The organism is Corticimicrobacter populi, from assembly GCF_003123725.1.
GTDB lineage: Bacteria > Pseudomonadota > Gammaproteobacteria > Burkholderiales > Burkholderiaceae_B > Corticimicrobacter > Corticimicrobacter populi.
The window spans coordinates 91,306-118,207 of the sequence record NZ_QETA01000004.1 but is presented as its reverse complement, the minus strand read 5'-3'; the positions used below and the strand labels follow the sequence as shown (position 1 = coordinate 118,207).

Below are 26,902 nucleotides of genomic sequence, written 5' to 3'. Positions count from 1 at the left end.
TGTTGTTCAATGCGCACCCTCGACCAGCGCCCCCCGGGCCAGCACCAGCGTCTGATCCGGAATATCCTGCAGCAGGCTGGCGTTGGACTCGGTAATCACGATGCACAGCTCGGGGCATATCTGGCGCAATCGCCCCAGAGCCTCGGCATACTGCAAAGCCAGCACAGGTGCCAGCCCCTGGAACGGCTCATCCAGAAGCACCATGCGGGTACCGATCATCAGCGCCCGACCCAACGCCACCATCTTGCCCTGCCCACCGGAGAGTGCCGCCCCGGAGCGCGGCAGCATGTCCCCGAGCTGCGGCACGACATCCAGCACCATCTCCAGGCGCGCCTGGATGTCGGTATCCGGCAATCGATCCACCTCGCAAGGCAGTCGCAGGTTCTCCAACACCGTCATGGTCGGGAAGATCACACGCTCCTCCGGCGCATAACCGATCCCCAGGCCGGCCCGGCGATGGGCAGGCCAGCGCATCAGATCGTCATTGCCAAGCAATATCCGCCCCTCATGCGCCCTGGCCAGGCCCATGATGGTCCGCAGCAACGTCGTCTTGCCGGCCCCGTTATGGCCGACCACGGCCACGGCCGTGCCCGCCAGCAAGGTGCCGGTCACGCCACGCAACACGCTGGCACCGGCCAGCCTCACGCTCACGTTATCGAGTGTCAGCATCAGAATTCCCCCAGCACTTCGCGCTTGACCTGCGGATTGGCCAGCACCTCGGCCGGCGTGCCATCCGCTGCCACCTTGCCGGCGATCCAGGCCGCCACCCGGGTGGCGTAGCGCGTGACGATATCGACATCGTGCTCGACAAACCAGCTGGTCACCTTGCGCTCGTCGAGCGCCCGCATCAACGTCTCCATCAGCCCATGCTTGTCTTCGCTCGCCACACCGCTGGTCGGCTCGTCCATGATCAGCAGCTTGGGATCGAGCATCAGGGCCATCGCCACATCCAGCAGCTTGCGCTGTCCTTCAGGCAAGGAAGAAGCCGGCTCATGGGCACGGTCCCGCAGCCCGACCAGCTCCAGCGTGTGCTCGATTTCGTGCGCCGACACGGCATCGGCCAACGGCGTGAAAAAAGACAGCTTGCCGCTGCGACCGGCGGCCGCGATCTCCAGGCACTGCCGTACCGTATGCTCCAGGAACAGTTGCGGCAACTGGAACGAACGTCCCAGGCCCAGCCGCACGATGCGCCGGGGCGTCATGCCGGTGACATCGGTGCCATCGAAAAACACCTTGCCACTGGCCGGACGCAGGAACCCGGTACAAATATTGATGAACGTGGTCTTGCCGGCACCATTCTGGCCGATCACGGCCAGTCGTTCGCCGGTGTGCAATTCAAAATCGATGTGGTCAGCCACCACAACTGCCCCGAAAGACAGGCACAAGTCCCGGGTCTGGACAATCGGTTCCATGATTTCCTCTCTTTCAGTCCGCCACCCGGCGGGCCTGTGTCCGTGGTTTGGGCAACAGCCCCACGATCCCGCCCGGCAGGACCACGATCACCAGGATCAGCGTGCCGCCCAGCAGCATGTGCCAGGCATGGGGGATATAGGCACCGGCAAACAGCTTGACCACCTCGAACACCGCTGCGCCCAGGAATGCCCCGATGGCATGCCCGGTACCGCCCAGGATCGTGATGAACACGAACTCCCCGGAGCGGATCCAATACCCCATGTCAGGCGTCACCAGCCCCTGGATCAGGCCGAACATAGCCCCGGAAAACCCGACCAGCGCTGCCGATATCAGGTAGCCATTCCAGAGAATGCGGCGGGCCGACAGGCCGAGATACTCCAGCCGGGTTTCGTTGCTCTTGATGCCTGCCAGCGCCTCGCCGGCAGCCGAGCGGAAATATCGCTGCACCAGCCATCCCAGTACGACGGCAGCCACGATCATGCCAACCAGCAACACCGTCTCGAACACCGTGCGATCCATGCTGATCCCCAGCATGGTAGGCCGCGCCACGCGCAAGCCGTCGGTCCCCCCCGTGAACTGGTACATCTTGCCGGCAACCGAAAACAGCACCATGCTGATTGCCAGATTCAGCATGCCGAAGAAGATGCCGCGATAACGCACCACGAAGAGCCCCACCACTGCCCCCACCAGCGTGCTGGCGAGCACGCCGCCCAGCACCAGCACGACGCCATCGAGCCCCGGAAAGGAGCGCGCCAGCATGGCCACGGCATAACCGCCGATCATGGCATAGAGGGCGTGGCCGAACGAGACCTGGCCGGCCCGCACCATGACGCCCACGCCCAGGGCAGCCACCCCGAACGACAGGGCCACGATGATCGGCGTCTTGCTCCAGGGGAAAAACAGTCCCAGTGCCAGGCACGCAAGCGCGCCGGCAATCGTCAAATTGCGGACAAACATCAGATTCTCCTTGCCTGGGCGACCACGAACAAGCCATTCGGACGGATCAGCAGCACGGCCACCATGATCAGGTAGGGCACGGCCACATCGAACTCGGGAGCCATGTAGACCGCCACCGAACGGGCCAGCCCGATCATCAGCGCCGCGATGAAGGCTCCGGTGATCTGCCCCAGGCCCGCAGTCGCCACCACGGCAAACGAGAGCACGATCATGTCGGCCCCGATGCCCGGCACCAGCGTCGTGGTCGGTGCCGCCAGCGCACCGCCGAAGGCACCCAGTATCGCGGCCCCGACGAACGTCAGCAGGCCGACCTTGCGGGCGTCGATCCCCAGCGCCGTGGCCACCTCCCGGTTATGTGCCACCGCCACGACCTGCTTGCCCAGCCGGGTAAAGCGCAGCACATAGTGCACACCCAGGAAGAGGACCAGCGCGATGCCTGGCACCAGCAGCAACTGGTACGCCATGTAGGTCACGCCGAACAGATCCACGGTACCCAGCCTTCCGACCAGTTCACCAGCGGACATCGGCGATACGCCCCACAGCATTTTCTGGACATCCTCAAAAATCAGGAAAGCCCCGAACGTCACCAGCAATTGCAGGACGGGATCCTTGCCCTGCACCTGACGCAACAACAGTTCCAGCACCCCGCCCAGCACCGTACCCGCCACGATGGCCGCCACGATCAGGGCGGCAAACAGCAACGGGGTGGAAGCCTGGGTATGCGCCATCAGCCACAGGGTCAGGGACACGGCGGTATACCCGCCGAACGCATACAGACTGCCATGCGCCACATTCAGGATGCCCTGCACGCCGAAGATCAGCGTCAAGCCGAGGGCCACGAGAAACAGCAGGCCTGCGTATGAAAAACCATCCGCAGCTGCCAGCAACAACAGGTCCAGATTCATCGTCGCCCTCTTGATGTCATTGGCTGATGAAAGTCAGTCGTTCGCTTTCCAGAATGTCCGGCGTCAGTGTCTTGATCCATTCGGCAGACACTTCGCCCACCGGCGTCGTCACCATGTCAGCAGGGATCACCATGACATTGTCGATACGCGGAATGGTTTCGCCATCGTGCCGCTTGAGCGTGCCCAGCAATTGGTCCTCCAGGCCCTGTCCATCCTCACGGATGCGCACCGGACTGGTCAGCCCGCGAAATTCCAGTCCCTTCATGGCTGCCGCCACCTGCTCGACCTCGGGCCATTCGCCATTGTTGTCGGCGATGGCTTTCTCGTAGGCAGCGACCATGCCCTCCAGAGCCTGGACCATGTGGTAGACCGGATAGATCGGGTTGGTCTTGGTGCGGGCCTGGAAGGCCTCGACGAATGCCTGATGCTTGGGATCATCCTTGTAGGTCGGATGCAGGTAGTAATGGTCACCACGTGCACCGGCAATCACGCCATCGGGCAGCACGGCTCCGACGCGATCCAGCGAGCTTTCAAGCAGCGGCAAGACCAGCAGCGAGTTGCGGGCCAGTCCGCGCTGCGATGCCTGGCGTGCAAAGGTATCCAGGTCACCGCCCCAGGAGGTGTTGAGGATCACGTCCGGTCGCAGAGCCTGCAGGCGGGTGATTTCCGTCGAGAAGTCAGGCGCACCGAACTTGGGGAACATTTCGGCCACGACGCGGACGTCGGGCTTGAGTGCCTGCAGGGTCGTACGGAAGATTTCCCAGGAATCACGGCCCCAGGCGTAGTCCTGGTTGACCACGGCAATGGTCTTGAAATCGGGATTGACCTTCAGCAGGTAGAGAACCGTCGCCACCATTTCACTGACGGCATTGGCCTGGGTACGCACCACATACTGGTAGTTCTTGTTTTCCAGCGCCTTCTCGGTGCCACAGTCCCAGAGAATGTTGAGGACCTTGAGGTCCTCGGCCACCGGGGCCACCACATTGCAGTTACCGCTCGAGATGGCCGAAAGCATGACGTTCACGCCCTGCTCCTGCACCAGCCGCCGGTACTCGGTCAGAACCTTGTCGCTGCCCATGCCCTCGTCGATGAACACGGGCGTCAGCTTCACGCCATCGAGGCCGCCTGCCGCATTGAACTGCTCGATCCAGAGTTCTGCCGCTTCCTTGCCCGGCACGCCGAACACCGAAGCCGAACCCGAGGTATAGGTACTGATCCCGACCTTCATTTCGGCCGGCTTGGTCGCTGCCTGCGCAATGCCGCCGAACGCCAGCCCGGCCGCAAGCAGCGCGGCCATACGCAATTTCGTCATCATGACTGTCTCCTGTATTTTTCTGATGGATCTGTGTCTATGCACGCATCCTGCAGAAAATACTATCCGAGCTGACAGGCACAATGAATTGTTATTTGATGAACGGCACCTTCCAAATCCACGAATGGATGAAAACCCTAGCTACCCTGGCGCTGCCTGCACGACAGCCTCCTATCATGGCTATGCACCACCCGGGCCAGGCGCAGCATCCTGGTGCTGCAGATACACCGTCTGCGACGGGAAGGCGAAATCAGCGCCGTGCTTCTGCACGATATCGATGATCGCCAGGTAGACCTCCTGCTGCGCCGCCAGCCACTCCGCCCAGTCGGTGGTCTTGGTAAAGCAATAGACCATGATGTTCAGCGACGAATCCGCGAACTGGTTGAAGTACACCAGCACCGTCTGGGTGGTGTCGATCTTCGGATTGCCCAGCAGCATGGTACGGATGTCTTCCACCACGCCGGCCACACGACCGGCATCCTCGTAGCGCAAGCCGATCTCGGTATTGATCCGACGGTTGGTCATGCGTCCCGGATTCTCGACACTGATGGTGGCGAACAGCGAATTGGGCACATACATCGGACGATTGCTGAACGTGATGATCTTGGTCATGCGCCAACCGATCTCGACCACGGTGCCCTCGATATTGCGATCGGGCGAAGACACCCAGTCGCCGATGCTGAACGGTCGGTCGAAGTACAGCATCACGCCCGAGAAAAAATTGCTGAGGATGTCCTTGCTGGCCATGCCGATGGCAATGCCGCCGATGCCGCCAAAGGCCAGCAGGCCCGACAGACTCATGCCGAAATGCTCGCCAAAGAGCAACATCATGATCAGCATGACCGCCAGCTTGAAGGCCCGCGACACGATCCGTGACGAAGTCGGATCGCTGCCCTTGCGGATTTGCCGCCGTTCCAGCCGGTTGACCAGCATGAACAGCTTGCGCGTGACGATCAGCGCCATGGCCGTCACCGACATGAAATCGATGATGTGATTTGCCACCGTATCGAGCTGGTAATCGCGCACCGCCATTTCGGCGTAATAGCGCAGCACCCCGATCAGGCCCAGCAGAAACGCCACCTGCACCACATGAAAAACGATGCTGTGGGTCAGAGAGCGACGCCGCGCAGCCATGATCTGCAGGCCGAACAGACACAGCAGCAGGAGCAGCGCCAGTCCGGCACCGACGGAATACTTGACTATCAGTTCATCGTGCATGAAAACAGGAATCCTGTCGAAGAAAAACATCACCCAGCGCCATGTCCGCAGCATGCGTCGCCAGCCTTTCTGATACCGGCAAGGGCCGGACACAGCCACAGTCCGGCACATGTTACCGTATCGTCATCCGTCCTTTCCCCATCAGGAACCCGCCGCCATGAGCACACCCTGGCAGGATCGCCGTGAATCCTGGACTTCCGCTCCAACCGACGTACGCTCGCCCGACGACGTCGACTATGCCCGCATCATCCATTGCGCCTCGTTTCGCCGATTGCAGGGCAAGACCCAGATCCTGAGCCCGGGCGACGACGATTTCTATCGCACCCGCCTGACGCACAGCCTGGAAGTGGCGCAGATCGCCACCGGCATCATGCGCCAGTTCGAGCAACAGGCTGAATACACAGACATCCACAAGCACCTGCCCAGCCTGAGCATGATCCAGGTGGCCGGTGCGACCCATGACCTGGGTCATCCACCGTTTGGCCATGGCGGCGAAGTGGCGCTGAACTACTGCATGCGCGAGGAGGGAGGCTTCGAAGGCAACGGCCAGACGCTGCGCATCGTCTCGCGGCTGGAGAAATTTTCCGATGGTGCCGGTGCCAACCTGACACGACGTGCCCTGTTGAGCCTGCTCAAGTACCCAGCCCCCCATTCCGCAGTCTACAACCCGGCGCTGGCTCCCCGGCTCGACCCGACCCCCAGCACCCTGCGCATCATCGACCGCAAGGCCTCGCGGCCGCCCAAGTGTTACATGGATAGCGAGCAGGCCGTCGTCGACTGGATCCTGGCCCCGCTCTCGAACAGTGACCGCGACCGTTTCACCGATCTGCAGCGCCCCTTTGTCGATGCCCAGGGCAAGCCGCATCACGGCAAGACACGGCACAAGTCGTTCGATTGCAGCATCATGGACATCGCCGACGATATCGCCTTTGGCGTGCATGATCTGGAAGATGCCCTGACCATGGCACTGATTTCGGCCGACGAATTCCGTCGCTACGTGCCCGTGCCGGCCTGCCTGCATTTTCTGGACTATCTGCGCGCCGATCTGGGCAAGCGCTATCCGGACGAACTGCCCGGTACCACACCCGAAGCTGCCTACGACTGGATGGTGGAACGGCTGTTCGGCGACGATGGCAAGCGCAAGCGCTTCATCGGCCGGCTGGTGCACTATTTCATCAGCCACGCCCGCATCCATACCGATGAAACCTTCGAGGCCCCCCTGCTGCGCCATCGTGCCGACCTGCCTGCCGAGGTGAAGACCTTTCTGGATGCGCTCAAGGCCGCCGTGCGCGAAGCCGTCATTCTCAGTCCCGGTGTCCAGCAGATGGAGTTCAAGGGACAGCGCCTGGTGATTGCCGTCTTCGAGGCGATGGCCTCGGAGCCCAAATCCTTCCTGCCCAGAGACACTTTCCAGCGCTGGGAAAAAGCCCCCACCGAGGAAAGGTCGCGCGTGATCTGCGACCATATCGCCGGCATGACCGATGCCTTCCTGCTCAAGACCTATGACCGGTTGTTCCTGCCGCACATGGGGTCGGTCTTCGACCGGATGTAAGGCCCTGACGCACTACGACGCCGGCGGCGACCGTGCCGATAGGTATGATCTCTGAATACCCCGCTTCCCGATGATCCAGATCCGCAGCTTCCTGATTGCCCTCATCGCCAGCCTCGCCTGGTGCCTGAGCGCACATGCGCAATATACCGTCCAGTCCCTGCCCAACCCCAGGGCCCAGGGCAACGACCACTATGTCAGCGATCCGGACGGCAATCTGGGCAGTCACACCCGTGCGCAACTGAATGTCCTGAGTGCCGGCATCGAGCAAACCAACGACAGTGAGTTCGCGATGGTCGTGGTCAACGACTACGCCGGCGACAGCGACTTCGAATTTGCCCTGAACCTGTTCTCGCACTGGGGCATCGGCAAGCAAGGCAGCAACAACGGCCTGCTGCTGTTCCTGAGCATGGATCGGCGCGAATACCGTTTCATCACTGGTTACGGACTGGAAGGGGTCTTTCCCGATGCCCTGCTGAACCAGATCGCAGAGCGCTACCTGGTGCCCTATCTGCAGGTAGGCAATCCCGACATGGCGGTGCTGGCCACGGCCAAAGCCATCGAAAGCATCTTCCTGTCGCCTGAGCACGACATGGAGCTAGCCGCCCTGCAGGCCTGGCAGCCGACCTTCTGGAACCTGCATGCCCCCGCCCTGGAGCGAACCCTGACAATCCTGCTGCTGTGCATGCTTGCGTTCGGCTGGATGAACTGGTCGCGCCGACGGGTACTGGCCCGGCACGGCATCACTCCAGCCCGCTACAAGGGACATGCCTTCTGGTATGCCGTGCTGACCTTCCTGCTCCTGCTGTTTGCCAGCCTGATCGTCCTGATATTCACGGACTCGATCCTGCAGGCCTACCAGTTCCGCAATCTGCCCTGGTTTGTCGGTCTATTCTGCGCACTGATGCTGTGCTATCACTTTTACGGATGCCGCCTCTTCATCCGTGACAGTACACGCGACACGAAAACCGGCCTGGACATGCAGCTTGCTTTCACACGCCTGAACCTCATAACCCTGCTGCTGTCACCCTTTGCCTACAAGGCTTACTACGACCTCGGACCAGGCAGCAGACTGACCCGCCTGCGTGCAACCCCGCCCGCCGAGGCAGGTTCATGGAGCCGGATCCATCGCGACACCATTGAGCCCAAGGCGCTGGAAGCCTGGCTAACCGACCAGCAGCGCTGCGAAGAACGGCTGGGTTCCAGGTCCTATGAGATATGGCGGGATACCGATACCGGCAACCACCGGGTGATCGGCTTCGATGGCCGTCACACCGCGAATTATGAAACGTGTCCATCCTGCCAGGGGCGAACGCTCAAGAAACCGGACATCGAAGTACGCAAACCGGCCACCTACTCCGCAGCCGGCACCGGCGAACGCATCCAGGCCTGCGCCTTCTGCGACTACAAGATCTCGCTCGGCATGGTCACGCTTGCCCAATTGCAGGACAGCAGCAGCTCCGGCAGCTCGGGAGGCGGCAGCGGCGGGGGCAGCTCAGGCGGCAGTTTCGGAGGCGGCTCCAGCGGTGGCGGCGGGGCAGGCGGCCGGTGGTAATCAAGCAAGAAAAATAATTCTCCAGTCCGGGCAGCAGGCCACGATCACAACCCAGAAATAACGCCTCGCCCTGGCATCCAGCGCAGTTCTCACTGCATCACAAACATTATTTCCGGCGTGCCCTGAGGGCGTGCCGGCCATGCCTTTGCGCATGCCAGACCGACCTGATTCAGGTATCGCTCCTTCTAAGCCAAATCATTAGTTTCACTAATATAGTGGTTAACACTATTCATTCCATTTCTTCAAAAACCTAACCTTCAGCTCATCGAGACCCACCATGCAAGATAACCGCCCCATCGACATGCAAGCGCTTCGTGTTTTCCTCGCCACCGCCCAGGACTGCAATATGTCCAAGGCCGGAGAACGTCTCGGCATATCGCAATCTGCCGTTTCCCAGTCCGTACGCACGCTGGAGGAAAGTTTCGGCACGCCACTGCTCAACCGCTCGGCGCGCCCCCTGACACTGACACCGGCTGGCATGGCACTGTTCAACCGCGGACAGATGCTGATGAATGAAGCCTTGAATCTGCGCGGGGCAGTCATCGAAGCCAGCCAGGGCATCAAGCCCAGCTTGAGAATCGGCATTGTCGACTCGTGCGCAGCTACCTGCGGCACGCAATTGGTACACCAGTTGCTGCGCAACACCGCACAACTGTCCCTGCGGACAGGCCTGACGCCTGCACTCGGCGAAGCACTCGCCCGTCGTGAACTCGACCTGGTGATCACCACCCGCTCACTGGATCTCGAAGGCCTGGCCAACCACGCCCTGATGTCCGAACGATTTTTCATTATTTCCCCCAGGCAAGGTGCACCTGTCTGCAACTCAACCGAAGATCTCATGGCACTGTCCCGGACACTGCCGATCGTGCGCTTCAACCAACAGTCACACCTGGGTGCCCAGGCAGAACGCGCCTTGCGGCGCCTGGGTCTATCTCCCGCCCGACGCCTGGAAGTCGACACCGCCGACACCCTGACTGCCATGGTCGCCGGCGGCGTGGGCTGGTCCGTCACCACGCCACTGTGTCTGCTGCAAGGGGGACGTTCGGCAACGGCAGTCCGCCACGATCTGGTACCGGAACTCCATGCCGAACGCACGCTGTACCTGCATGCCCGCAAAGGCGAGTACGACTCGCTGGCACAGGAAACCTTCGAAATGGTGCGCATCATTTTGCAGGACCACGTATCCCGGGAACTCGCCGCCATCAACGACGCACTACCCGGACTCATCACCATCCATCCCTGGAAAGACAATGCCTGAAACCTCACGCTCGCGTTCGGAAGCCGATTATCTCGGCACGGTAGATATCCCCGGCGACGCCCTGTACGGTGTCCATACCCTGCGGGGAGTCGAGAACCTCAGCTTTTCAAGACGGCCGATCGGCTCCGAGCGCGAGTTCGCACGCGCCTTCGCCTATTGCAAGTGGGCGGCAGCCCTGGCCAACCACGACCTGGGCGTGCTGGACGGGGCGCAGTGCGAGGCGATCGTCCAGGCCAGCCGTGAACTGGCCGAAGGACAGCACGATCAATACCTGATCGTGGATTTCATGGAAGGCTCGGGCGGCACCTCCTCGAACATGAACGTCAACGAGGTACTGGCCAATCGCGCCCAGCAGTTGCTCGGTGGACAGCCCGGCATCTACGACCGGGTACATCCCAACGACCACGTCAATCGTTCCCAGTCGACCAACGATGTATACCCTGCGGCCATGAAAATCGCCGCCCATACCCTGCTGGCACCGATGATCGATGAGGTTCGCGCACTGGCAGCCAGCTTCCGGCGCAAGGCCGACGAGTTTCAGGACGTACTGCATCTTGGGCGGACCTGCCTGCAGGATGCCCAGCCCATGACGCTGGGACAGTTGTTCGGCGGCTATGCGGCCCTGACGGCACGGCTGGCAGTGGAACTTACCCGCAGCCGTGACGATCTGCGCGCCCTGCCCCTGGGGGGCACGGCCATCGGCACGGGCTTTGGTGCCCCCAAAGGCTACAAGGCTCGCGCATACGCCCATCTGGCCAATATCACGGGGGTCGACTTTCATCCGGCCGACGATGCCTTTGACGCCATGCAGAACCTGGATACGTTCACTCGGGTCTCGGCCGAACTGCGCACCTGCGCCACCTCCCTGGGCAAGATCGCCTCCGATCTCATTCTGCTGTCATCCGGCCCCAACGGCGGCCTGGGTGAGCTGGAACTGCCCGCAGTACAGGCAGGCTCATCCATCATGCCAGGCAAGATCAATCCGGTACTGCCCATGGCGATGGTGCAGATCGGTTTTGCTGTGACAGGCAACGATGTCTGCGTGGCCCAGGCCAATCAAGGCGGTCAACTCGAAATCAACCATTTCGAGCCTGTCGTGGCCGACCGCCTGTACGACTCGATCCGGCTGCTGCACAACGGCATCCGCCTGTTCCGCGAAAAATGTGTCGATGGCATCCGCGCCAACGTCACGACCAATGAGCGACACCTGCTGCAGTCCTCCGCAATCGCCACCGCCCTGATTCCGACACTGGGCTACGCAAAGGTCAGCGCCATGGTGCGCCAGGCCGCAACACAGAACAAAACCCTGCTGGATGCCCTGCAGGACCAGGGGCTGCTGGCACGCGAACAGGCCATCGCACTGACACGGGAGTCCACCATTATCGATTGCTGAACACACATTTCCTTCTGGCCTGACTATTCATAAATAACGGAGACAAACCATGAAGAAATCCTTTTCAACCCTGCTGGCTGCAATGGCAGTAACCGGCATCCTGGCAACCGGACAGGCACAGGCGCAAAGCGCCGTGCTGGACCGGATCAAGAATAACGGGGTGCTGCGCGTAGGCGTCAAGACCGACTACCGTCCTTTCGGTTATCTCGATCCCAGTGGCAGCATTGTCGGGCTCGAACCGGACCTGGCTGCCGACATGGCCAGGCGGCTGGACGTCCGCCTTGAGCTGGTACCCGTACAGACCGCCAACCGTATCGAATTCCTGCAACAGGGGCGCATCGATATGATGATTGCGACCATGTCCGTCAACGAACAGCGGCGCAAGGTCGTCGGGGTCATCGAACCCTTTTACTACGCCGGCGGCACCGGCCTGCTGATTCACAAGAATGCCGGTATCCAGCGTTGGGAAGACATCAAGGACAAGCCCGTATGCGCCACGCAGGGTGCCTACTACAACCGCGACATTGCACAAAAATATGGAGCCAGAATCGTTGCCTTCCCTGGCAACGTCGAAGCACAGAATGCGTTGCTGACCGGCTCCTGCATCGGTTTCCTGCAAGACAGCACACTGCTGGCGTCGATTCTGGCCGGCGGCGAAACCAAGTGGGCAGACTATGAAATGCCACTGCCTGTGGAAAACGTCGTGCCATGGGCAATCGCCGTCCCCCTGCAGGAGCGCGACCAGGCCTACGGCGATTTTGCACGTCAGGCCGTCACGGACTGGCACGCATCGGGCCTGCTGCGTTCGCTCGAACAGAAATGGGGCCTGCCCGCCAGCGAATTCCTGACCGAAGAGCAGACAAAGGCAGCCGCCCAATGAGTAACGCCTCCCACGCATTGCCGGATATGGAAAGCCATATCGCACAGTGGGGGGCAGGGCTTTCCCTGTCTGCCATTCCTGCGCCTGCCCTGTCGGTGGCGCGCACCTGCATCCGTGATGGCCTGGGCGTCATGCTGGCAGGCTGTGTCACCGACGTCTTCGCAAAATGCGCCACCCTGCCAAGGTACACCGGCCCCTGCGAACTGGCCGACGGAACCGCTGGTGCCGATGTGCATACAGCCGCCCTGCTGAACGGTACGGCAGGACATGCACTGGACTTCGACGACACATGCTACGCCGGTATCGTCCATGGCACTGCTGCCGTCCTGCCCGCCGCCCTGGCCGTCGCCCAGCATACAAACGCACAGGGAGCACAGTTGCTGGAAGCCTTTGTGGTTGGCGTGGAAACCGAATACGCACTGGGCCTGGCCCTCACCAACAGCCTGTACGAACGCGGCCACTGGACAACCGCCACGCTGGGGATCGTCGGTGCCGCAGCCGCTTCCGCCAAACTGCTCGGCCTTGACGTAGAAGCAACCGCACATGCCATCAGACTGGCCGCCAATCAGCCAATGGGTCTGCGCGCCACACACGGTGCCACAGCCAAACCCTATCTATGCGGAATGGCGGCACGCAGTGGCATCGAATCAGCCTATGCTGCACGCGCCGGTATCGCGGGGCAACCTGGCACGTTCGAACGTCCACGCGGCTATGCCGGCACGCTCAATGGCGGCATTCTGGACCTCGCCGCCATTCAGGCTCTCGGCTCCCGCTATGCCCTGCTCGATCCCGGCATTGCCTTCAAGCTGCGTCCCATGTGCTCGGCCGTGCAGGCCGCCATCGAGGCCGTCATCGCATTGCAGACCCAACACCGCTGGACGCTCGATCAGGTCGTATCCATCTGCTGCCACGGCACGCCGCTGGTCATCACCAGCCTGCCCTATCAGAAGCCCAAGCAGCCCGGCGAAGCACAATTCAGCATGCCATTTGCCATTGCCTGCACACTGCTGCATGGCGATGTACGCATTTCGCACTTGAACGATGCAACGCTGGCAGACCCTGCCCTACAGCACCTGATGCAGCGTGTCACGCTCCGGCAAGACAAGGCACTGGTGCCTCCCGAACACGCCACGTCATGCCCCGAGGCAGCCCGGGTGGATATCCATTTGGCGGATGGCCGGCAACTGTCTCATACCGTTCTGGCTGCGACCGGCATGCCACAACAGCCTGCCTCCGAAAAGACAATGCAGGACAAATTCATCGCATGTGCCTCGCATGTGCACTCGCCCGAACAGGCTCAGGCGCTTTGGCTCCGGCTGCAGGATCTGGACAGGCTCACTGACCTGCGTCACCTGTTGCGCGGTCCTGGCCACATCGGGAGGGCATGATGGATATCGCTGCATTCTTTACCGGTCTGAATGAATCGCATGGCATCAATCTGTCGCTCTTCTACGATGCCTTTGACCGTGACCTGTTCCTGGAAGGCATTCTGTATACCGCCTGGCTATCGATTGCCTCGATTGTCGGCAGCCTGCTGGTCGGGGCATTGGGTGCCTACCTGCAATACACAGGAGGGGCCTGGGCACAACGTCTGGTCAACGGCTATGTGCATGCTTTTCGCAACACACCGCCCTTGGTACAGCTCTACTTTTTCTACTTTGCATTGGGACCCGCACTCAGCGGACTGCTGCCTGGCATGCAGCCCGTTCTCAGCAACGTCACCTGGGCCATCATTTCGCTAACGCTGTACGCAGGCGCATTCAATGTCGAAATTTTCCGTGCCGGCATCGAAGCCGTGCCACGCTCGACGATCGAGGCGGCCGATGCGCTGGGCATGAACGAACGGCAGATTTTCCGCCGGATTGTCCTGCCACTCTCGGTGCGTATCAGCCTGACCGGCCTGACCAACAATCTCGTCAATCTCATCAAGACCACCACCAATGCTTTCGCCATTGCCGTACCCGAAGTCTTGTATGCCTCGTCGCAGATATGGTCCGAAAGCCTGAATGCACTGGAAATGATGGTGGTTCTCCTGGTGTTTTTCATGCTGGTGATCGGTGCATTCACCTGGCTGATGAAGATACTGGAACGCGCAATCGCCGTACCTGGATGGGGACACGCATGACAAAACCCGACTTTTCGACAATCCTTCGCTGGCGTCTCGCGCCAATCACCCTCCTCGCACTGGCCCTGCCACAGAGCGCATCCGCCAGCGGCACGGAGCCTGGCATCAGTGCCCTGATCAAGTGGCTCCCATTGCTGTTGCAGGGATTCGCCGTGGACGTAGGCATCAGCGTCGCCGCCATGGCAATCGGCACAGTGCTGGGCGCACTGCTGGGCATCGGACAGGTTTCCCAGATTGCGCTGGTGCGTACGCTAGCCGACTGGATCACACAGTTCTTTCGCAATGCTCCCTGGCTGGTTCTGCTGTTTTTCTGCGTCTTGCTCCTGCCGTACCAGATCCAGTTTTTCGGCTGGACCATTCCATTCCCGGCATGGGTCAAGGGCATCATCGGTCTCATGCTGCCCGTCATGGGCAATGTCTCGGAAGTCGTGCGCGGCGGGATTCAATCCCTGCCATCAGGACAGTGGGAAGCAGCCAATGCCCTCGCTTTCAGCCGGGGGCAGACCCTGCGCATGATCATCCTGCCACAGGCCATCAAACGCATGGTGCCGCCCTGGATGAACGTCTACGCCGTCCTGATGATGGCGACCCCGCTCGTCTCCATTGTCGGGGTGGAAGACAGCGTCACCGTGGCCCGTGCCGTGCTGTCTGCAGAAAACAGTACCGCCCTGCTGATGCCCGTCTACGGCCTGCTGCTGATCCTGTTCTTCGCCTACTGCTATCCGATTGCACGCTGGACCCGCCGACTCGAAAAACGCTACGCAATCGCGTAACACACTGTATTCCAGGAGAATTTCATGACCCAAAATGGTCAAGACATCATCGTTCAGGTCGACAACGTGACCAAGGCTTTCGGCAACAATCAGGTACTGCGCGGTGTATCCATGACGGTACGCAAAGGCGAGGCCGTCGCCTTGATCGGTCCGTCGGGATCGGGCAAATCGACCCTGCTGCGCTGTATCAATGGACTGGTCACGCCCGACTCCGGGGAGATCCATGCAGCAGGGCACGCCGTGCACGCGCTTCAGGGCAATGCCGAACGGATCGCCTTGCGCAAGGATGTCTGCATGGTGTTCCAGCAATACAACCTGTTCCCGCACATGACCGTACTGCAGAACATCATGCTGGCCCCCGTCGAAGTGCTGAAACAGAACCCGGCAGAAGTTCGGGAGCGCGCCGTTGCACTGCTGGCAAAAGTCCGCCTGACCGGCAAGGAAGACGCCTATCCGGGTCATCTGTCGGGCGGCCAGCAGCAACGGGTCGCCATCGCACGCGCCCTGGCCATGCGCCCCAGCGTCATGCTGTTCGATGAAGTCACGGCAGCCCTCGACCCCGAAACCGTCAAGGAGGTGTTGCTCACCATACGGGATCTCGTCCAGGAAGGCATGACCTGCATCCTGGTCACCCACGAAATGGGATTTGCCCGCGAAGTCGCCCATCAGGTCTACTTCACGGACCACGGTCTGATTGTCGAACACGGCGCACCCGACACCTTTTTCGATGCGCCACAGGATCCCCGCACGCAGGAGTTTCTGGGTCACATTCTATGAGTCAAACCCTGCCCACCTGGTCGCGCGCATCCTTGCTGGCAATGCTGGATCATCTCGGACTGGACTATCGCGAAACCCAGCATGATGCCGTCTATACAATGGCCGACTCTGCTGCACTCGGAGCCCGCCTGGCGGGCTGTCGAGGCAAGAGCTTGCTGGTTCAAAACAAAAAAGGCACCGCACGGTTCCTGATTGTGACGCATCCAGATACCAGAGCCGACCTGACGACTCTGGGCCACAGGCTGGGAGTCGGCAGGCTGTCATTTTGCCCGCCCGAGGCAATGCAACACCTGCTGAGCATTATGCCCGGTGCTGCCAGCCCGCTGGCGCTGGCAGCCGACACACAAAATCAGGTTCAACTGCTGATGGACATGCAACTGCAATCGACCACCTGTTTTCTGTTTCACCCGCTGGTCAATACGTCGACCATCGCCATCAGCACGGAAGAACTGCAGACGTTCCTGGTCGCCATACACCATCCAGCCACTTTTATCGAGATTCCACAGCGCAATGAATAACCATTGACACGGCTCAAGCCGGACGCGCCGGCGCGAGCACGCTGCCGGAACGCACTTCCTCCAGCGTGCGCAATCCAGCCAACACCATTGCCATTTCCAACTCTGCGCGCAGCAGATGCAGCACATGTGCCACGCCGGATGCTCCGCCGACGGCCAGGCCATGCAGCACCGGACGTCCGATCAGCACGGCCTGCGCCCCGAGCGCCAGCGCCTTGAGAATATCGGTGCCCCGCCGGATACCGCCATCGACCAGTACCGGCACGCGTCCGGCAACCGCCTCGACAACCAGCGGCAATGCATCAAGCGTCGCCGGCACGGTATCCAGAACGCGTCCGCCATGGTTGGAAACCACAATGCCGGCCGCGCCGGCCTCCAGAGCCGGCTGCACATCGAGTGGATGCAGAATGCCCTTGACGATGACAGGCAGACAGGTCTGGCCACTCAGCCAGGCCAGGTCCTCCCAGGTCGGTGCCGCCTGGACACCCGGCAGCGCAAAGACCGACTGCCCCGCCGCCAGGTGATCGCCCCCAGGAGCGGCGGGATAATCGACCAGATTGGCTGCTTCGACCCCGGATGGCAGGTAAAAGCCCGCACGCTGCTCAGCATTGCGCGCCCCCTGGATCGGGGCATCCACGGTCACCATCAGCGCACGATAGCCGGCCGCTTCGGCACGCCGCACCAGATCCAGCGTGATGTCACGCCTGCGTTGCAGATAGAGCTGAAACCACAGCGGGCACTGCGCCCGCGTGGCAATGCTCTCCAGAGGCAGGCTCGACAGCGTGCTGACCACCATGCCGGCCTGCAGCGCCGCAGCAGCCATCACACTGGCCAATTCGCCCTCTGGATGCGCCAGCCGATGATAAGCCGTCGGCCCGATCAGGATGGGTGAGGCATGCCTTTCCCCCCACAGCATGACCGACGCGTCGCTGCCTGCGGTAGAACGCAGCACCCTGGGCCAGAGCGTCAGCCGCTCTGCGGCTTGGCCATTGGCCTGCTGGCTCAGACCATCAGCCGCCCCCGCGTTGAGATAGGCCCAGATGTCGGCAGGCAGGCGCAGCCGTGCAGCGGCCTCGTAATCCGCGAGAGAGGTCAATACCGTGTTCTGCATCAGACCTGCGCCCAGCCACGCACCAGGTTGTGATAGACCCCGGTCAGCCGCACGACCTCGGTCCGGTTCTCAGGACGAAGCGCCAGTTGCTGGATTGTGCAGTCCAGTTCGTACAGCAGGTTGCGCTGCGTTTCGTCCTGCACCATGCTCTGCGTCCAGAAAAAGGCCGCCAGCCGCTGCCCCCGCGATACCGGCGTCACCCGATGCAGACTGGTGCCGGGATAGACCACGGCATGCCCGGCCGGCAGCTTGACGGTCTCGACCCCATATGTCCCGCTGACGACCAGTTCACCGCCATCGTAGTCGCCGGGATCACTGAGAAACAGCGTGGTCGAGACATCGGTACGGATCCGGTCGCCACCCAGCGGATCCACGCGAATGGCATTGTCGATGTGAAACCCGTACTCTCCACCACCGCGATAGCAGTTGAACATCGGCGACAGGATCTTGCCCGGCAAGGCAAAGGAGATGAAACGCGGATCGGTCGACAGCGCCTGCAGAATGCGCTGCCCAAGTTCCACGGCAAGAGGATCCCGCACCTGCAACTGCAGGTTGCTTTTCTGATCGATGGCCGCATAGCCTGCGGTCTGGCGACCATCCTGCCAGTCTGCCTGTTCCAGCCGCTCACGCATGGCCGCCACCTCGGCCGCGGACAGCACTTCGGGAATCACCAGCAACATGCTTTTTCTCCAGTATGGGACTCAGGCGGCGAACTTACTCATACCGGTAGGTCAGCGTCATCATGTACGAACGGCCTGGCGCGATATTCGCGAAGATACCGACATGCGAAGCGTCGTACATTTCCTTGTCGGTAATGTTGTTCACATTGAACTGCAGCGACAGATCATCGCGGATGTCGTAGCGCGCCATCGCGTCATAGCGCACATAGCTTGGCAGCTCCAGCGTATTGGCATCGTTCGCGTAGCGAGCTCCCTGATAGGTAGCACCACCACCGATCATCAATGCCGGCAGCAGGCGATAGGTCGTCCAGAGGCTGGCACTCTGCCGGGCGATGAATTTCATCTGATTGCCATCGAATACGCTGTTGCCGCTGCGGTAGGTATTGACCTTGGGATCCAGCCACGAATACGCCGCCCACACATTCCAGGCCGGGCTCAGTGCGCCCGAGGCACCCAGTTCCAGCCCCCGGACCCGGTTGCTGCCACCCAGCGTCACATCCCCGGTCAGAGGATCAGTCGAGCGTGCGTCGGTCTTGCGGGTCTCGAACACGGCCGCCGTCAGCGACAACCGCTCATCCAGCAGATCCCACTTGGTGCCCAGCTCCCAGCTGCGGCTCTTTTCCGGCTTGACGTCGCGGATCTGCGCTGCCCCGCCCACGCCATCCGCGCCCCCGCCCTGGCCAAGGTTTTCGCCTGCCGGGTTGGTCGACGTGGCATACGACAGGTAAATGCTGCCGTTGGGCGCAGGCTTGTAGACCAGGCCCAGTTGATAATTCCAGAAACTGTCGGTACGGCTGTCCTCGTAGTTGTCGACCTTGAACACATCGCGACGCAAGCCGGCATTGACCGATATCTGCTCGGTCAGATCCATGGTGTCCATCACATACAGCGAGCGGGTACGTATTTCACCTGCGCCGGTACGGGGCCCGTAGACGATATCAAAAGCGTAGTGCCGATCAGGATCGGGATCCCACAGCGAACCCAGCTCGCGACCCGGCCCGCCGGTCATGGTCCGGTCATAGATGCGCTCCCGGCTGAACTCAAGCCCCATGCTGAAGTTGTGGCGGATGCCGCCGGCATCAAAGCTGCCATAGAGGTCGGTCTGGTTGATCAGGCTCTTGCTGCTGCGCCAGCGCATGCGATCATCGCGGCGGAACTGGGCATCCGGGCCCTCCGTCGAGCAAGGCGGCCCCGAGGTCGCCGTGCAGTTGTCGAACGTGGGCCGGGTCATCAGATAATGATTCAGGGTTTCGACATGACGGGTCACGTTGCGCACCGTGACGCGATCCGAGAAGTCATGCTCGATCATGGCCGTCGAAGTCTTGAACGTATTCTCGCGGAAATCGGCATTGAGCCGGCCATAGAAATTGTCCCTATCGACACGCGGCGGCTCGGTGCGTCCCGGCCGTGCCGCATTGCTGAAAGGTACGCCGAGATCGGGCATGTCGTCATTCTGCAGTCGCTCATACGACAGCGTCAGTCGCGTCGGCGTCCCCAGCCCGAAGGCAATCGAAGGTGCCACGCCCCAGCGATCGATGGTGACACCGCCACGCCCGGGCACATCGCCCCCCATTTTCATCAGGTTCAGGCGCGCCGCCACGGTATCCGCGATCCGGACGTTGCCATCAAAAGTGGAACGCCACTGGCTGGCGTTGCCGAGCCCACCCGATATCTCGGCAAAGTTTCCAAGATGCGGTGCCTTGGTGCGCAGGTTGATGCTGCCTCCCGTGCCGCCACGTCCGGTATAGGCCGAACTGGGCCCCTTGATGATTTCGACCGACTCGAGGTTGAAGGTTTCGTGCGAACCGCGCGCATAGTCGCGCAAGCCATCGACGAAAATATCGGTACTGGCCTCATAGCCACGAATGAACGGGCGATCCCCGGTCGGCGTACCGCCTTCGCCAGACCCCAGCGTAATACCCGGCACGGTGCGCAGCACATCCTGCAGCGACGTGGCACCCCGATCACGCATCAACGCTTCGGTCACGACCGTGACGGACCGTGGCGTATCGAGCAGCGGTGCCGTGAATTTGGGACTGTCGATACCGGTAGGAGGCTGGTAGCTGCTGTCCGGCTGCGCCGTAACATGAATGCGCTCCAGGGTCGACACCCGTTCCTCCTCACTGACCTCCTGAGTCTGCGCGCCGGCCACGCCCACCGTGCCGCTCAGTACGACGGCACCCAGCAGGGTTCCCGAACGGCGAAAGGCGGGCTGGAACCCCTCCATGGGCAGCAAGGAGGCGAAACGGTGCGGGTTGGATGGCGGGGTAGATACTTTTTCCATATATATTTTCTCTGTTTGCAAAGCGCTGACCGCACGCATCTGCCTGACTCGAAATCAGGCAGACACGGCACAGGCGCAGGCAGTCCTCATGCCGACCTTGTAGCCGGCTTCGTTGCGCGCGCCATCAGTGATTGCCAACACGGCAGCCGCCAGTACGCCTCCCAGCACGACCAGGATGCCGTTGACGATCTGCGTACGGATAAGTCCTTTAGTACCAGCCATTTTTCGCATGAAAACCACCAAATGAGACGGAATGTCATTTCCAATTCTAAGTAGTGGCCCATCAAATTTTCGTTGAATGGCAGGCAGCATCGAAAACGAGTTGCAGGAACGTTTTCTTTTGCTATTGAACGTTTATTTCACAGAGGCTCTGCTACCCTGCCGTGAACACGCATCGAGACAGCACGCCGTCCATGTCCACACCCCACAGCCAGATTCCCTATACCGTCCTGATCGTAGAAGATGACTCCGCCATCGCCGAAAACCTGCTGCTGGCACTGGAGTCCCACGACTTCACGGCGGACATTGCCCACACGGCCCGCGCCGCCATGCAGCAACTCGACAATGCGGCCTACGACGCCGTCATCCTGGATGTCGGCCTGCCCGGCATGGACGGCTACCGGATGCTGCAGCAGATGCGCACCACCATGCAGTGGACAACCCCGGTGCTCATGCTGACGGCACGCGCCACGCTCGAAGACAAGCTGACCGGCTTCTCACTGGGGGCAGACGACTACCTCACCAAGCCGTTTGCGCTGGACGAGGTCATTGCGCGAGTCAAGGCCATCATCCGACGCTCGAAATGTCTGTCGGATGCCGCCTTCAGTCTGCATTTCGGTCCGGTGGAATTCCAGGTCGCGCAACAGCAGGTCCTGGTCGGCGGCACGCCGGTCCGGCTGACACGCAAAAGTGTCATGATCCTGGAGATGCTAATGCGCTACGCCGGACGCGTCGTTCCCCGCCAGCGTCTGGAAGACATGCTCTGGCAAGGAGAGCCTCCATCGACCGAGGCATTGCGCAGCCAGATCCATCTGCTGCGAAAGACCCTGCATCAGCACGGATTTGACGGCATTGAAACCGTACATGGCACGGGCTGGCGACTGACAACCGATACCCCGCTCGGCTAGCCAGGGCCCGAATCAGGACAGAAATCACCTCACCACTTTTCTGCGGGAAGTCTCCTGCTTCCCAATACATGAAATAAATGCGACTATGCGAGCAGGCATGACTCCGTAACACTATGTAGCCCGGTTCGACCCAGCAAAGATGCAGCCTGCTCGATCCTTTTCGTTGGCACTGGCCCTGAATGTCGCGGGGCTGGCATTTGCCATCGGCGCGGTGGTGTTGACGGGCATGGTCTGGACAGCGATCTCGAATACCCGAGAAACCGTAGAGCAGGAGCTGTCCCAGGCGCTGAACCAATCGGTCAGGCGAGTCCAGATGCTGATCCAGGCGGCAGAACTGACAGCCGAGTCAGCCGCACGTATCGCCCAGACCCAACAGATTTCTGCCGCCACGCTGCAGGCCACGCTGGAACAGTCCCTGGCAGCATTCGAACAGCGACCGGAACTCAGCTACCTCGGCATCATCCTGCCCGAACATGGCGAGTATGGAAATCTGGAACGCGCGGACGATGGCCGTGTCCTGCTCTGGCTACATCCAGGTGCCTCACCCACACAGCACCAGACCCGCATCCTGGCCCTGAGCGACGAGGGCTTTATCCCATACGCAAGCAGGGAGCCCAACGGCTATGATGCCCGCCAGCGGCCCTTCTATGAAGCCGCTATTGCCCAACCGGCAACGGGGCACTGGCTGGGTGCCTATCCATGGATAGTCCATGCATCGAAACAGGTCTCGCTGTGGGGTATCAGTTATGTCAGGGCGATCCACGACCGCGACGGCAGCCTGCTCTGTGTGCTGGACATCGACCTGGACCTGCCGGCACTGAACCGCTTCCTGCAGGACACCTCCAGCGAATACGGCATCCGGCTTCACATCATCGAACAGGGCAAGACGCCACGCCTCATCGGTTCCCCCGATATTGCTTCGGTTCCGCTGGCGGTACCCGCTGACATGCATGAGTTCATCGACACGCAAAGCCGCACAGATATCCAGAAATACACGGCCGCCGATAGGCAGCAATACTGGCGACTGGCAAAACGTTTCGACGTCAGCGAACGGCTATCCTGGACCATTGTCGCCTCCAAACCGGCAGCCCTGATCGAGGCTTCGTTGCGCAACCAGCTTTACCAGATGGCAGGCATGGGGCTGGCCATGGCCTTTGGCCTGATCCTGATGGTGATCTACATGGCCCGCCGCTTCGGCCGCCCTCTGGCCGAGCTGGAGCGCAGCGTCGACTCCGCCCGACAATCCGGCACACCGAACGAACTGCAGTTCAGTCCGGTCACACAGGAGTTCAGGGAAACACAGCGGCTGAGCGAGGCATTGACCCGCCTGGCATCGGCCGTACAGCAACGAGAACAGCAACTGGCCTCTCAGACTGTCGAACTGTTCGCGGCCAAGGAACAACAGGTCACCTCGCTGGCACTCAAGGGGGCCATTTTCGACTCGACGGAAACAGCCATTTTCAGCCTGGACGGGCAACTGCGGGTCATCGAATGGAATCGTGCCGCGGAGCGACTGTTCGGGCGATTGCGCACAGAGGTCCTGCAACACGCCATCCAGACCGTCATTTCCCCGCCCGCCCCGCACACATCCTGGTTCACGCTCCTGGCCCGCCCTGGCCCCACCACCTATCTGCTGACCGGATCACGCGGCCCCTTCGAGGCAGAACTGCGCATCATTACCGTACCCACCAGCGGTGATGTCGTACATACCTGCATCATCGATGACATTTCTGCCCGCCAGGAAGCCGAACGCCGCCTCAGACAGGAACGGGACTATGCCGATACCGTCCTGAACAGCCTGCCGGGCGTGTTCTATCACTGCGATGCACAGGCCCGGCTGCAAAGGTGGAACAAGAATCTCGAACTGATTGCCGGCATCCCCATTGACCAGTTGGCTGGTACACCCATTACCCGATTGATTCCCGAGCGCGAGCATGCATTGGTCAACCGCAAGATCCAGGAAACGCTCGACCAAGGATCGGCCCATTTTGAGGCGAGCTACCGGTTGCCTGACGGCACGCTGGTCCCCGGCCTGTTCACGGGCGCTCGATTCACACATGATGGCGAACGTGGTTTCGTCGGTCTGGGCTTGGACATCTCGAAACGCAAGCATGCTGAAGCACGGTTGCAGCACCTTGCCACGCACGATGCGCTGACCGACCTGCCCAATCGCCTGCTGCTGCAGGAACGCCTTGGCGAGGCCGTGGCCCGTGCGGCAGAGACAGGCATATCGCAGGCCATCCTGCTGCTGGACCTTGATCGCTTCAAAATCATCAATGATGCCTATGGACATCCCTTTGGCGATGCCGTACTGAAAGCTGTCGGAGCCCGGCTGGCCCCCTTGCTGGGTGCCCATGACACCGTGGCACGGCATGGCGGCGACGAATTCCTGATCCTGCTGGCCGACCTGCCCCACCCCGAAACTGCCGCAGCCCAGGCCGCCAGAATCATCGAGGCCATCCGCCAGCCCTTCACGATCAACGATAGAGAGATTCACCTGTCCGGCAGCATCGGGCTGAGCATCTGCCCCCGCGATGGCAATGATCCGGAAACGCTGATCAAGCATGCCGACCAGGCGATGTACCAGGCCAAGCACCTGGGCCGCAATACCTATGCCAGCTTCAATGCCACGATGAACCGGATGGCCCAGCAACGGGTCACGCTGGAAGCCGATCTGCGCAATGCGGCATCGGCCGGACAACTGCACTTGGTCTACCAGCCCAAGGTCAGCCTGCACCACGGCCACATCATCGGCTGTGAAGCCCTGCTGCGCTGGCAGCACCCGACACTGGGCATGGTGCCGCCCAGCCAGTTCATCCCCGTGGCAGAAGAGTCCGGCCTGATCATTCCCATCAGCGACTGGGTACTGCGCACGGCCTGCCGGCAGGCCAAGGCCTGGGCCGACGCCGGCCTGCCGCCGTTGGCCGTTTCGGTCAATATCTCCATGGGCCAGCTACTGCACCAGAACCTGGCCCAGTGGACCCTGGACATGCTCGAAGAAACCGGCCTGGCATCGGAGTTGCTCGAGCTGGAGTTGACCGAAAGCCTGATCGCGCAGGATATCGAAAGCATGATCGTCACGCTGGCCCAGCTCAAGCAAGCCGGCGTCAAGCTATCCATCGATGACTTCGGCACCGGCTACTCCAACCTCAGCTACCTGAAAAACCTGCCGGTCGACACCCTGAAAATCGACCAGTCCTTCGTACGCAATATGCTGACCCACGCGGAAGATGAAACCATCGTGCGCGCCGTCATCGCCCTGGCGCATAACCTGCGGCTCAACGTCATCGCCGAGGGGGTGGAAACCCGCGAGCATTGCCATATCCTGCGCCAGCACCACTGCGACGAGATACAGGGCTACTTCTTCAGCCGACCGATTGCTGCACCGGAACTCGAAGCGCTGGTCCGTTCGGGCAAACACCTGGACATGTCCGATCCGATCGGCTGAGCCAGTCGACCCAGAAAACCAACTCGCTGCCCACGAGTTTCGGACAAGTACCAGCCCCCATCCCTGCCTCCGGGAAAAGCCAGGAAAACCGTGGCATTGCGTGCCTTGCCCGAGGCCTGCCCTGCTGTTTTCTTGACATTCTCTGCCCAAAATTGGGACTCATCCCATATATCCGCGATCACGCCCCCCGCACAATACCGTCATCCCGACTCATCAGGGAAATCAACACGGCGGGGCCAACCGAGGTCTTCCGCTCTTTCCTCCAGAAACCAGGAACCTCACATGAAACTCAAGATCGCAGCCCTCGCCTCCGTCATCGCCGCCACGGCCTTCACCGGCACTGCCATGGCCTACGACGTCCGTATCGACATCAACGGCCAGTTGACCTCCAGCACCTGCCAGATCGATACCGCCAACAGCCCGCTGAACAAGACCATCAACCTGCCGACGCTGAGCACCAGCAGTCTGAATACGGCAGGTTCCTACGCCGGCCGCACACCGCTGACGCTGTCGATCAGCAACTGCGAAGCCGAAACCACAGCTACGGTCAACTTCGAGGCCAGCAGCGTCAATGTCACGCCTGCCGGTACCCTCCGCAACTTGGCGACCACCGATGCCGCCGCCAATGTGGAACTGCAACTGCTCGACGGATCCGCACAGGTTCTGAACCTCAACACGGATACACCCAGCTACAATATCGACGGTGGCAAAGGCAGCATGACGCTTTACGCGCAGTACTACTCGCCCAATGGCAACGTCCAGTCGGGTGCGGTGTCGTCGTACATCGAAATGTCGATGAACTACAACTAAGCAGGCAAACATGGTGCCCGGGCATCCTTCCGGGTTCAGTCACTCCAGGAACCGACCCATGCAGATCCGGAAATTCCTCGTCGCACTGACCGCCCTGGCCGGCATGGCCATCGCCATGCCCCAGGCCGTGCAGGCCAATGTGATCATCAACGGTACGCGGCTGATCTACCCGGCCCAGAACCAGGAAATCACGGTTCGTACCGAAAACCCGGGCGGCACGCCAGCCCTTGTCCAGGTCTGGGTCGACGAGGGCGATCCGGCAATCCGCGCCGAGGAAAGCCAGGCACCTTTTGTCGTCACCCCCCCGCTCATCCGGCTCGAAGGCAACAGCGGACAGACGTTCCGCGTCATTTTCGTGCCGGGTGACACCCAGTTGCCCCAGGACAGGGAATCCCTGTTCTACTTCAATCTGCTCGACATCCCGCCGATGCCTCAGGAGGCAGAAGCCGCTTCCTACATGCAGCTTGCCTACCGGACCCGGCTCAAGCTGTTCTATCGACCGGTCGGTCTGCCCGGCAACGCCCGCGAGGCCGCAGGACAACTGCAATGGTCCTTCGCGCAGGTCGATGGCAAGCCGGCCCTGCAGATACACAACCCCAGTGCCTATCACGTCTCCTTCAACGGCATCACGCTCGATACAGACAACAGGCAATATCGCATCGAGGGTGACATGATCGCCCCCGGTGCCACCAGCAGCCTGCCCATTCCCGGCCTGTCCGGCCAGCTACCCAGCCAGGCGGCGCGTGTCGACTTCAACTGGATCAACGATTTCGGCGCTCTGATCCAGAACAGCAGTCCCGTCAGGCCCTGAA

General features: G+C 61.2%; 24 protein-coding genes. 14 read left to right on the top strand and 10 right to left on the bottom strand.

Annotated features, from left to right (window positions below):
* Window positions 1–6 precede the first annotated feature (6 nt).
* The 6 genes from DD235_RS10610 to DD235_RS10585 all read right to left on the bottom strand — a co-directional run bounded on the left by DD235_RS10610 (window position 7) and on the right by DD235_RS10585 (window position 5,859).
* Entirely contained in the window at window positions 7–669 is a 663-nt protein-coding gene (locus DD235_RS10610; protein ID WP_109062057.1) for an ABC transporter ATP-binding protein, read from the bottom strand.
* The gene (locus DD235_RS10605; protein ID WP_109062056.1) at window positions 669–1,412 is read right to left on the bottom strand and encodes an ABC transporter ATP-binding protein; all 744 of its coding nucleotides are present in this window, start codon (window positions 1,410–1,412) and stop codon (window positions 669–671) included. Before DD235_RS10605 ends, DD235_RS10610 begins: the two co-directional genes overlap by 1 nt.
* Before the next feature lie 13 nt (window positions 1,413–1,425).
* Window positions 1,426–2,370: a branched-chain amino acid ABC transporter permease gene (locus tag DD235_RS10600; RefSeq protein WP_109062055.1), complete on the bottom strand. Its 945-nt coding sequence runs from the start codon at window positions 2,368–2,370 to the stop codon at window positions 1,426–1,428.
* Window positions 2,370–3,275 carry a branched-chain amino acid ABC transporter permease gene (locus tag DD235_RS10595; protein WP_109062054.1) on the bottom strand — a complete coding sequence of 302 codons (906 nt, stop codon included), beginning with the start codon at window positions 3,273–3,275 and terminating at the stop codon, window positions 2,370–2,372. The genes DD235_RS10600 and DD235_RS10595 overlap by 1 nt, the downstream gene beginning before the upstream one ends.
* A gap of 16 nt (window positions 3,276–3,291) precedes the next feature.
* The gene (locus DD235_RS10590; RefSeq protein WP_338028415.1) at window positions 3,292–4,590 is read right to left on the bottom strand and encodes an ABC transporter substrate-binding protein; all 1,299 of its coding nucleotides are present in this window, start codon (window positions 4,588–4,590) and stop codon (window positions 3,292–3,294) included.
* Window positions 4,591–4,767: 177 nt separating this feature from the next.
* Window positions 4,768–5,859: a mechanosensitive ion channel family protein gene (locus tag DD235_RS10585; RefSeq protein WP_275667548.1), complete on the bottom strand. Its 1,092-nt coding sequence runs from the start codon at window positions 5,857–5,859 to the stop codon at window positions 4,768–4,770.
* Between the two features lie 103 nt (window positions 5,860–5,962).
* Here DD235_RS10585 and DD235_RS10580 point away from each other — a divergent pair, with 103 nt between their 5' ends.
* The 10 genes from DD235_RS10580 to DD235_RS10535 all read left to right on the top strand — a co-directional run bounded on the left by DD235_RS10580 (window position 5,963) and on the right by DD235_RS10535 (window position 16,633).
* The gene (locus DD235_RS10580; protein WP_109062053.1) at window positions 5,963–7,357 is read left to right on the top strand and encodes an anti-phage deoxyguanosine triphosphatase; all 1,395 of its coding nucleotides are present in this window, start codon (window positions 5,963–5,965) and stop codon (window positions 7,355–7,357) included.
* 70 nt (window positions 7,358–7,427) lie between these two features.
* Window positions 7,428–8,909: a TPM domain-containing protein gene (locus DD235_RS16875; protein WP_193519588.1), complete on the top strand. Its 1,482-nt coding sequence runs from the start codon at window positions 7,428–7,430 to the stop codon at window positions 8,907–8,909.
* Between the two features lie 277 nt (window positions 8,910–9,186).
* The gene (locus DD235_RS10570) at window positions 9,187–10,167 is read left to right on the top strand and encodes a LysR family transcriptional regulator (RefSeq protein WP_109062052.1); all 981 of its coding nucleotides are present in this window, start codon (window positions 9,187–9,189) and stop codon (window positions 10,165–10,167) included.
* Entirely contained in the window at window positions 10,160–11,560 is a 1,401-nt protein-coding gene (locus tag DD235_RS10565; RefSeq protein ID WP_109062051.1) for an aspartate ammonia-lyase, read from the top strand. The genes DD235_RS10570 and DD235_RS10565 overlap by 8 nt, the downstream gene beginning before the upstream one ends.
* 49 nt (window positions 11,561–11,609) lie before the next feature.
* Window positions 11,610–12,440: a transporter substrate-binding domain-containing protein gene (locus DD235_RS10560; RefSeq protein WP_109062050.1), complete on the top strand. Its 831-nt coding sequence runs from the start codon at window positions 11,610–11,612 to the stop codon at window positions 12,438–12,440.
* Window positions 12,437–13,828, top strand: coding sequence for an MmgE/PrpD family protein (locus DD235_RS10555; protein ID WP_162300469.1), 1,392 nt, complete (start codon window positions 12,437–12,439; stop codon window positions 13,826–13,828). Before DD235_RS10560 ends, DD235_RS10555 begins: the two co-directional genes overlap by 4 nt.
* Window positions 13,828–14,565 carry an amino acid ABC transporter permease gene (locus tag DD235_RS10550; protein ID WP_109062277.1) on the top strand — a complete coding sequence of 246 codons (738 nt, stop codon included), beginning with the start codon at window positions 13,828–13,830 and terminating at the stop codon, window positions 14,563–14,565. Before DD235_RS10555 ends, DD235_RS10550 begins: the two co-directional genes overlap by 1 nt.
* Window positions 14,562–15,338 carry an amino acid ABC transporter permease gene (locus DD235_RS10545; RefSeq protein ID WP_204524230.1) on the top strand — a complete coding sequence of 259 codons (777 nt, stop codon included), beginning with the start codon at window positions 14,562–14,564 and terminating at the stop codon, window positions 15,336–15,338. Before DD235_RS10550 ends, DD235_RS10545 begins: the two co-directional genes overlap by 4 nt.
* 24 nt (window positions 15,339–15,362) lie before the next feature.
* On the top strand, window positions 15,363–16,115 hold the full coding sequence (locus tag DD235_RS10540; RefSeq protein WP_109062047.1) for an amino acid ABC transporter ATP-binding protein: 753 nt from the start codon (window positions 15,363–15,365) through the stop codon (window positions 16,113–16,115).
* Window positions 16,112–16,633 carry a prolyl-tRNA synthetase associated domain-containing protein gene (locus DD235_RS10535; protein WP_109062046.1) on the top strand — a complete coding sequence of 174 codons (522 nt, stop codon included), beginning with the start codon at window positions 16,112–16,114 and terminating at the stop codon, window positions 16,631–16,633. The genes DD235_RS10540 and DD235_RS10535 overlap by 4 nt, the downstream gene beginning before the upstream one ends.
* 13 nt (window positions 16,634–16,646) lie before the next feature.
* Here DD235_RS10535 and DD235_RS10530 read toward each other — a convergent pair whose 3' ends face one another.
* From DD235_RS10530 to DD235_RS16805, 4 genes are read right to left on the bottom strand one after another with little or no spacing between them, the layout of a single operon-like run.
* Window positions 16,647–17,741 (bottom strand): alpha-hydroxy acid oxidase, encoded by a 1,095-nt coding sequence (locus DD235_RS10530; protein ID WP_109062045.1) that lies wholly within the window; start codon window positions 17,739–17,741, stop codon window positions 16,647–16,649.
* The gene (locus tag DD235_RS10525) at window positions 17,741–18,421 is read right to left on the bottom strand and encodes a Fe2+-dependent dioxygenase (protein ID WP_109062044.1); all 681 of its coding nucleotides are present in this window, start codon (window positions 18,419–18,421) and stop codon (window positions 17,741–17,743) included. The genes DD235_RS10530 and DD235_RS10525 overlap by 1 nt, the downstream gene beginning before the upstream one ends.
* 34 nt (window positions 18,422–18,455) lie before the next feature.
* On the bottom strand, window positions 18,456–20,705 hold the full coding sequence (locus DD235_RS10520; RefSeq protein ID WP_109062276.1) for a TonB-dependent receptor: 2,250 nt from the start codon (window positions 20,703–20,705) through the stop codon (window positions 18,456–18,458).
* Between the two features lie 54 nt (window positions 20,706–20,759).
* Window positions 20,760–20,936, bottom strand: a complete 177-nt coding sequence (locus DD235_RS16805; protein ID WP_162300468.1) for a hypothetical protein — start codon at window positions 20,934–20,936, stop codon at window positions 20,760–20,762.
* 182 nt (window positions 20,937–21,118) lie between these two features.
* Here DD235_RS16805 and DD235_RS10515 point away from each other — a divergent pair, with 182 nt between their 5' ends.
* The 4 genes from DD235_RS10515 (at window position 21,119) to DD235_RS10500 (ending at window position 26,901) form a co-directional block, all read left to right on the top strand.
* Entirely contained in the window at window positions 21,119–21,832 is a 714-nt protein-coding gene (locus DD235_RS10515) for a response regulator transcription factor (protein WP_109062043.1), read from the top strand.
* A 139-nt stretch (window positions 21,833–21,971) separates the two neighbouring features.
* The gene (locus DD235_RS10510; protein WP_109062042.1) at window positions 21,972–25,280 is read left to right on the top strand and encodes a bifunctional diguanylate cyclase/phosphodiesterase; all 3,309 of its coding nucleotides are present in this window, start codon (window positions 21,972–21,974) and stop codon (window positions 25,278–25,280) included.
* 282 nt (window positions 25,281–25,562) lie between these two features.
* Window positions 25,563–26,090 (top strand): fimbrial protein, encoded by a 528-nt coding sequence (locus tag DD235_RS10505; RefSeq protein ID WP_109062041.1) that lies wholly within the window; start codon window positions 25,563–25,565, stop codon window positions 26,088–26,090.
* A 58-nt stretch (window positions 26,091–26,148) separates the two neighbouring features.
* Entirely contained in the window at window positions 26,149–26,901 is a 753-nt protein-coding gene (locus tag DD235_RS10500; RefSeq protein WP_109062040.1) for a fimbria/pilus periplasmic chaperone, read from the top strand.
* Window position 26,902: the final 1 nt, after the last annotated feature.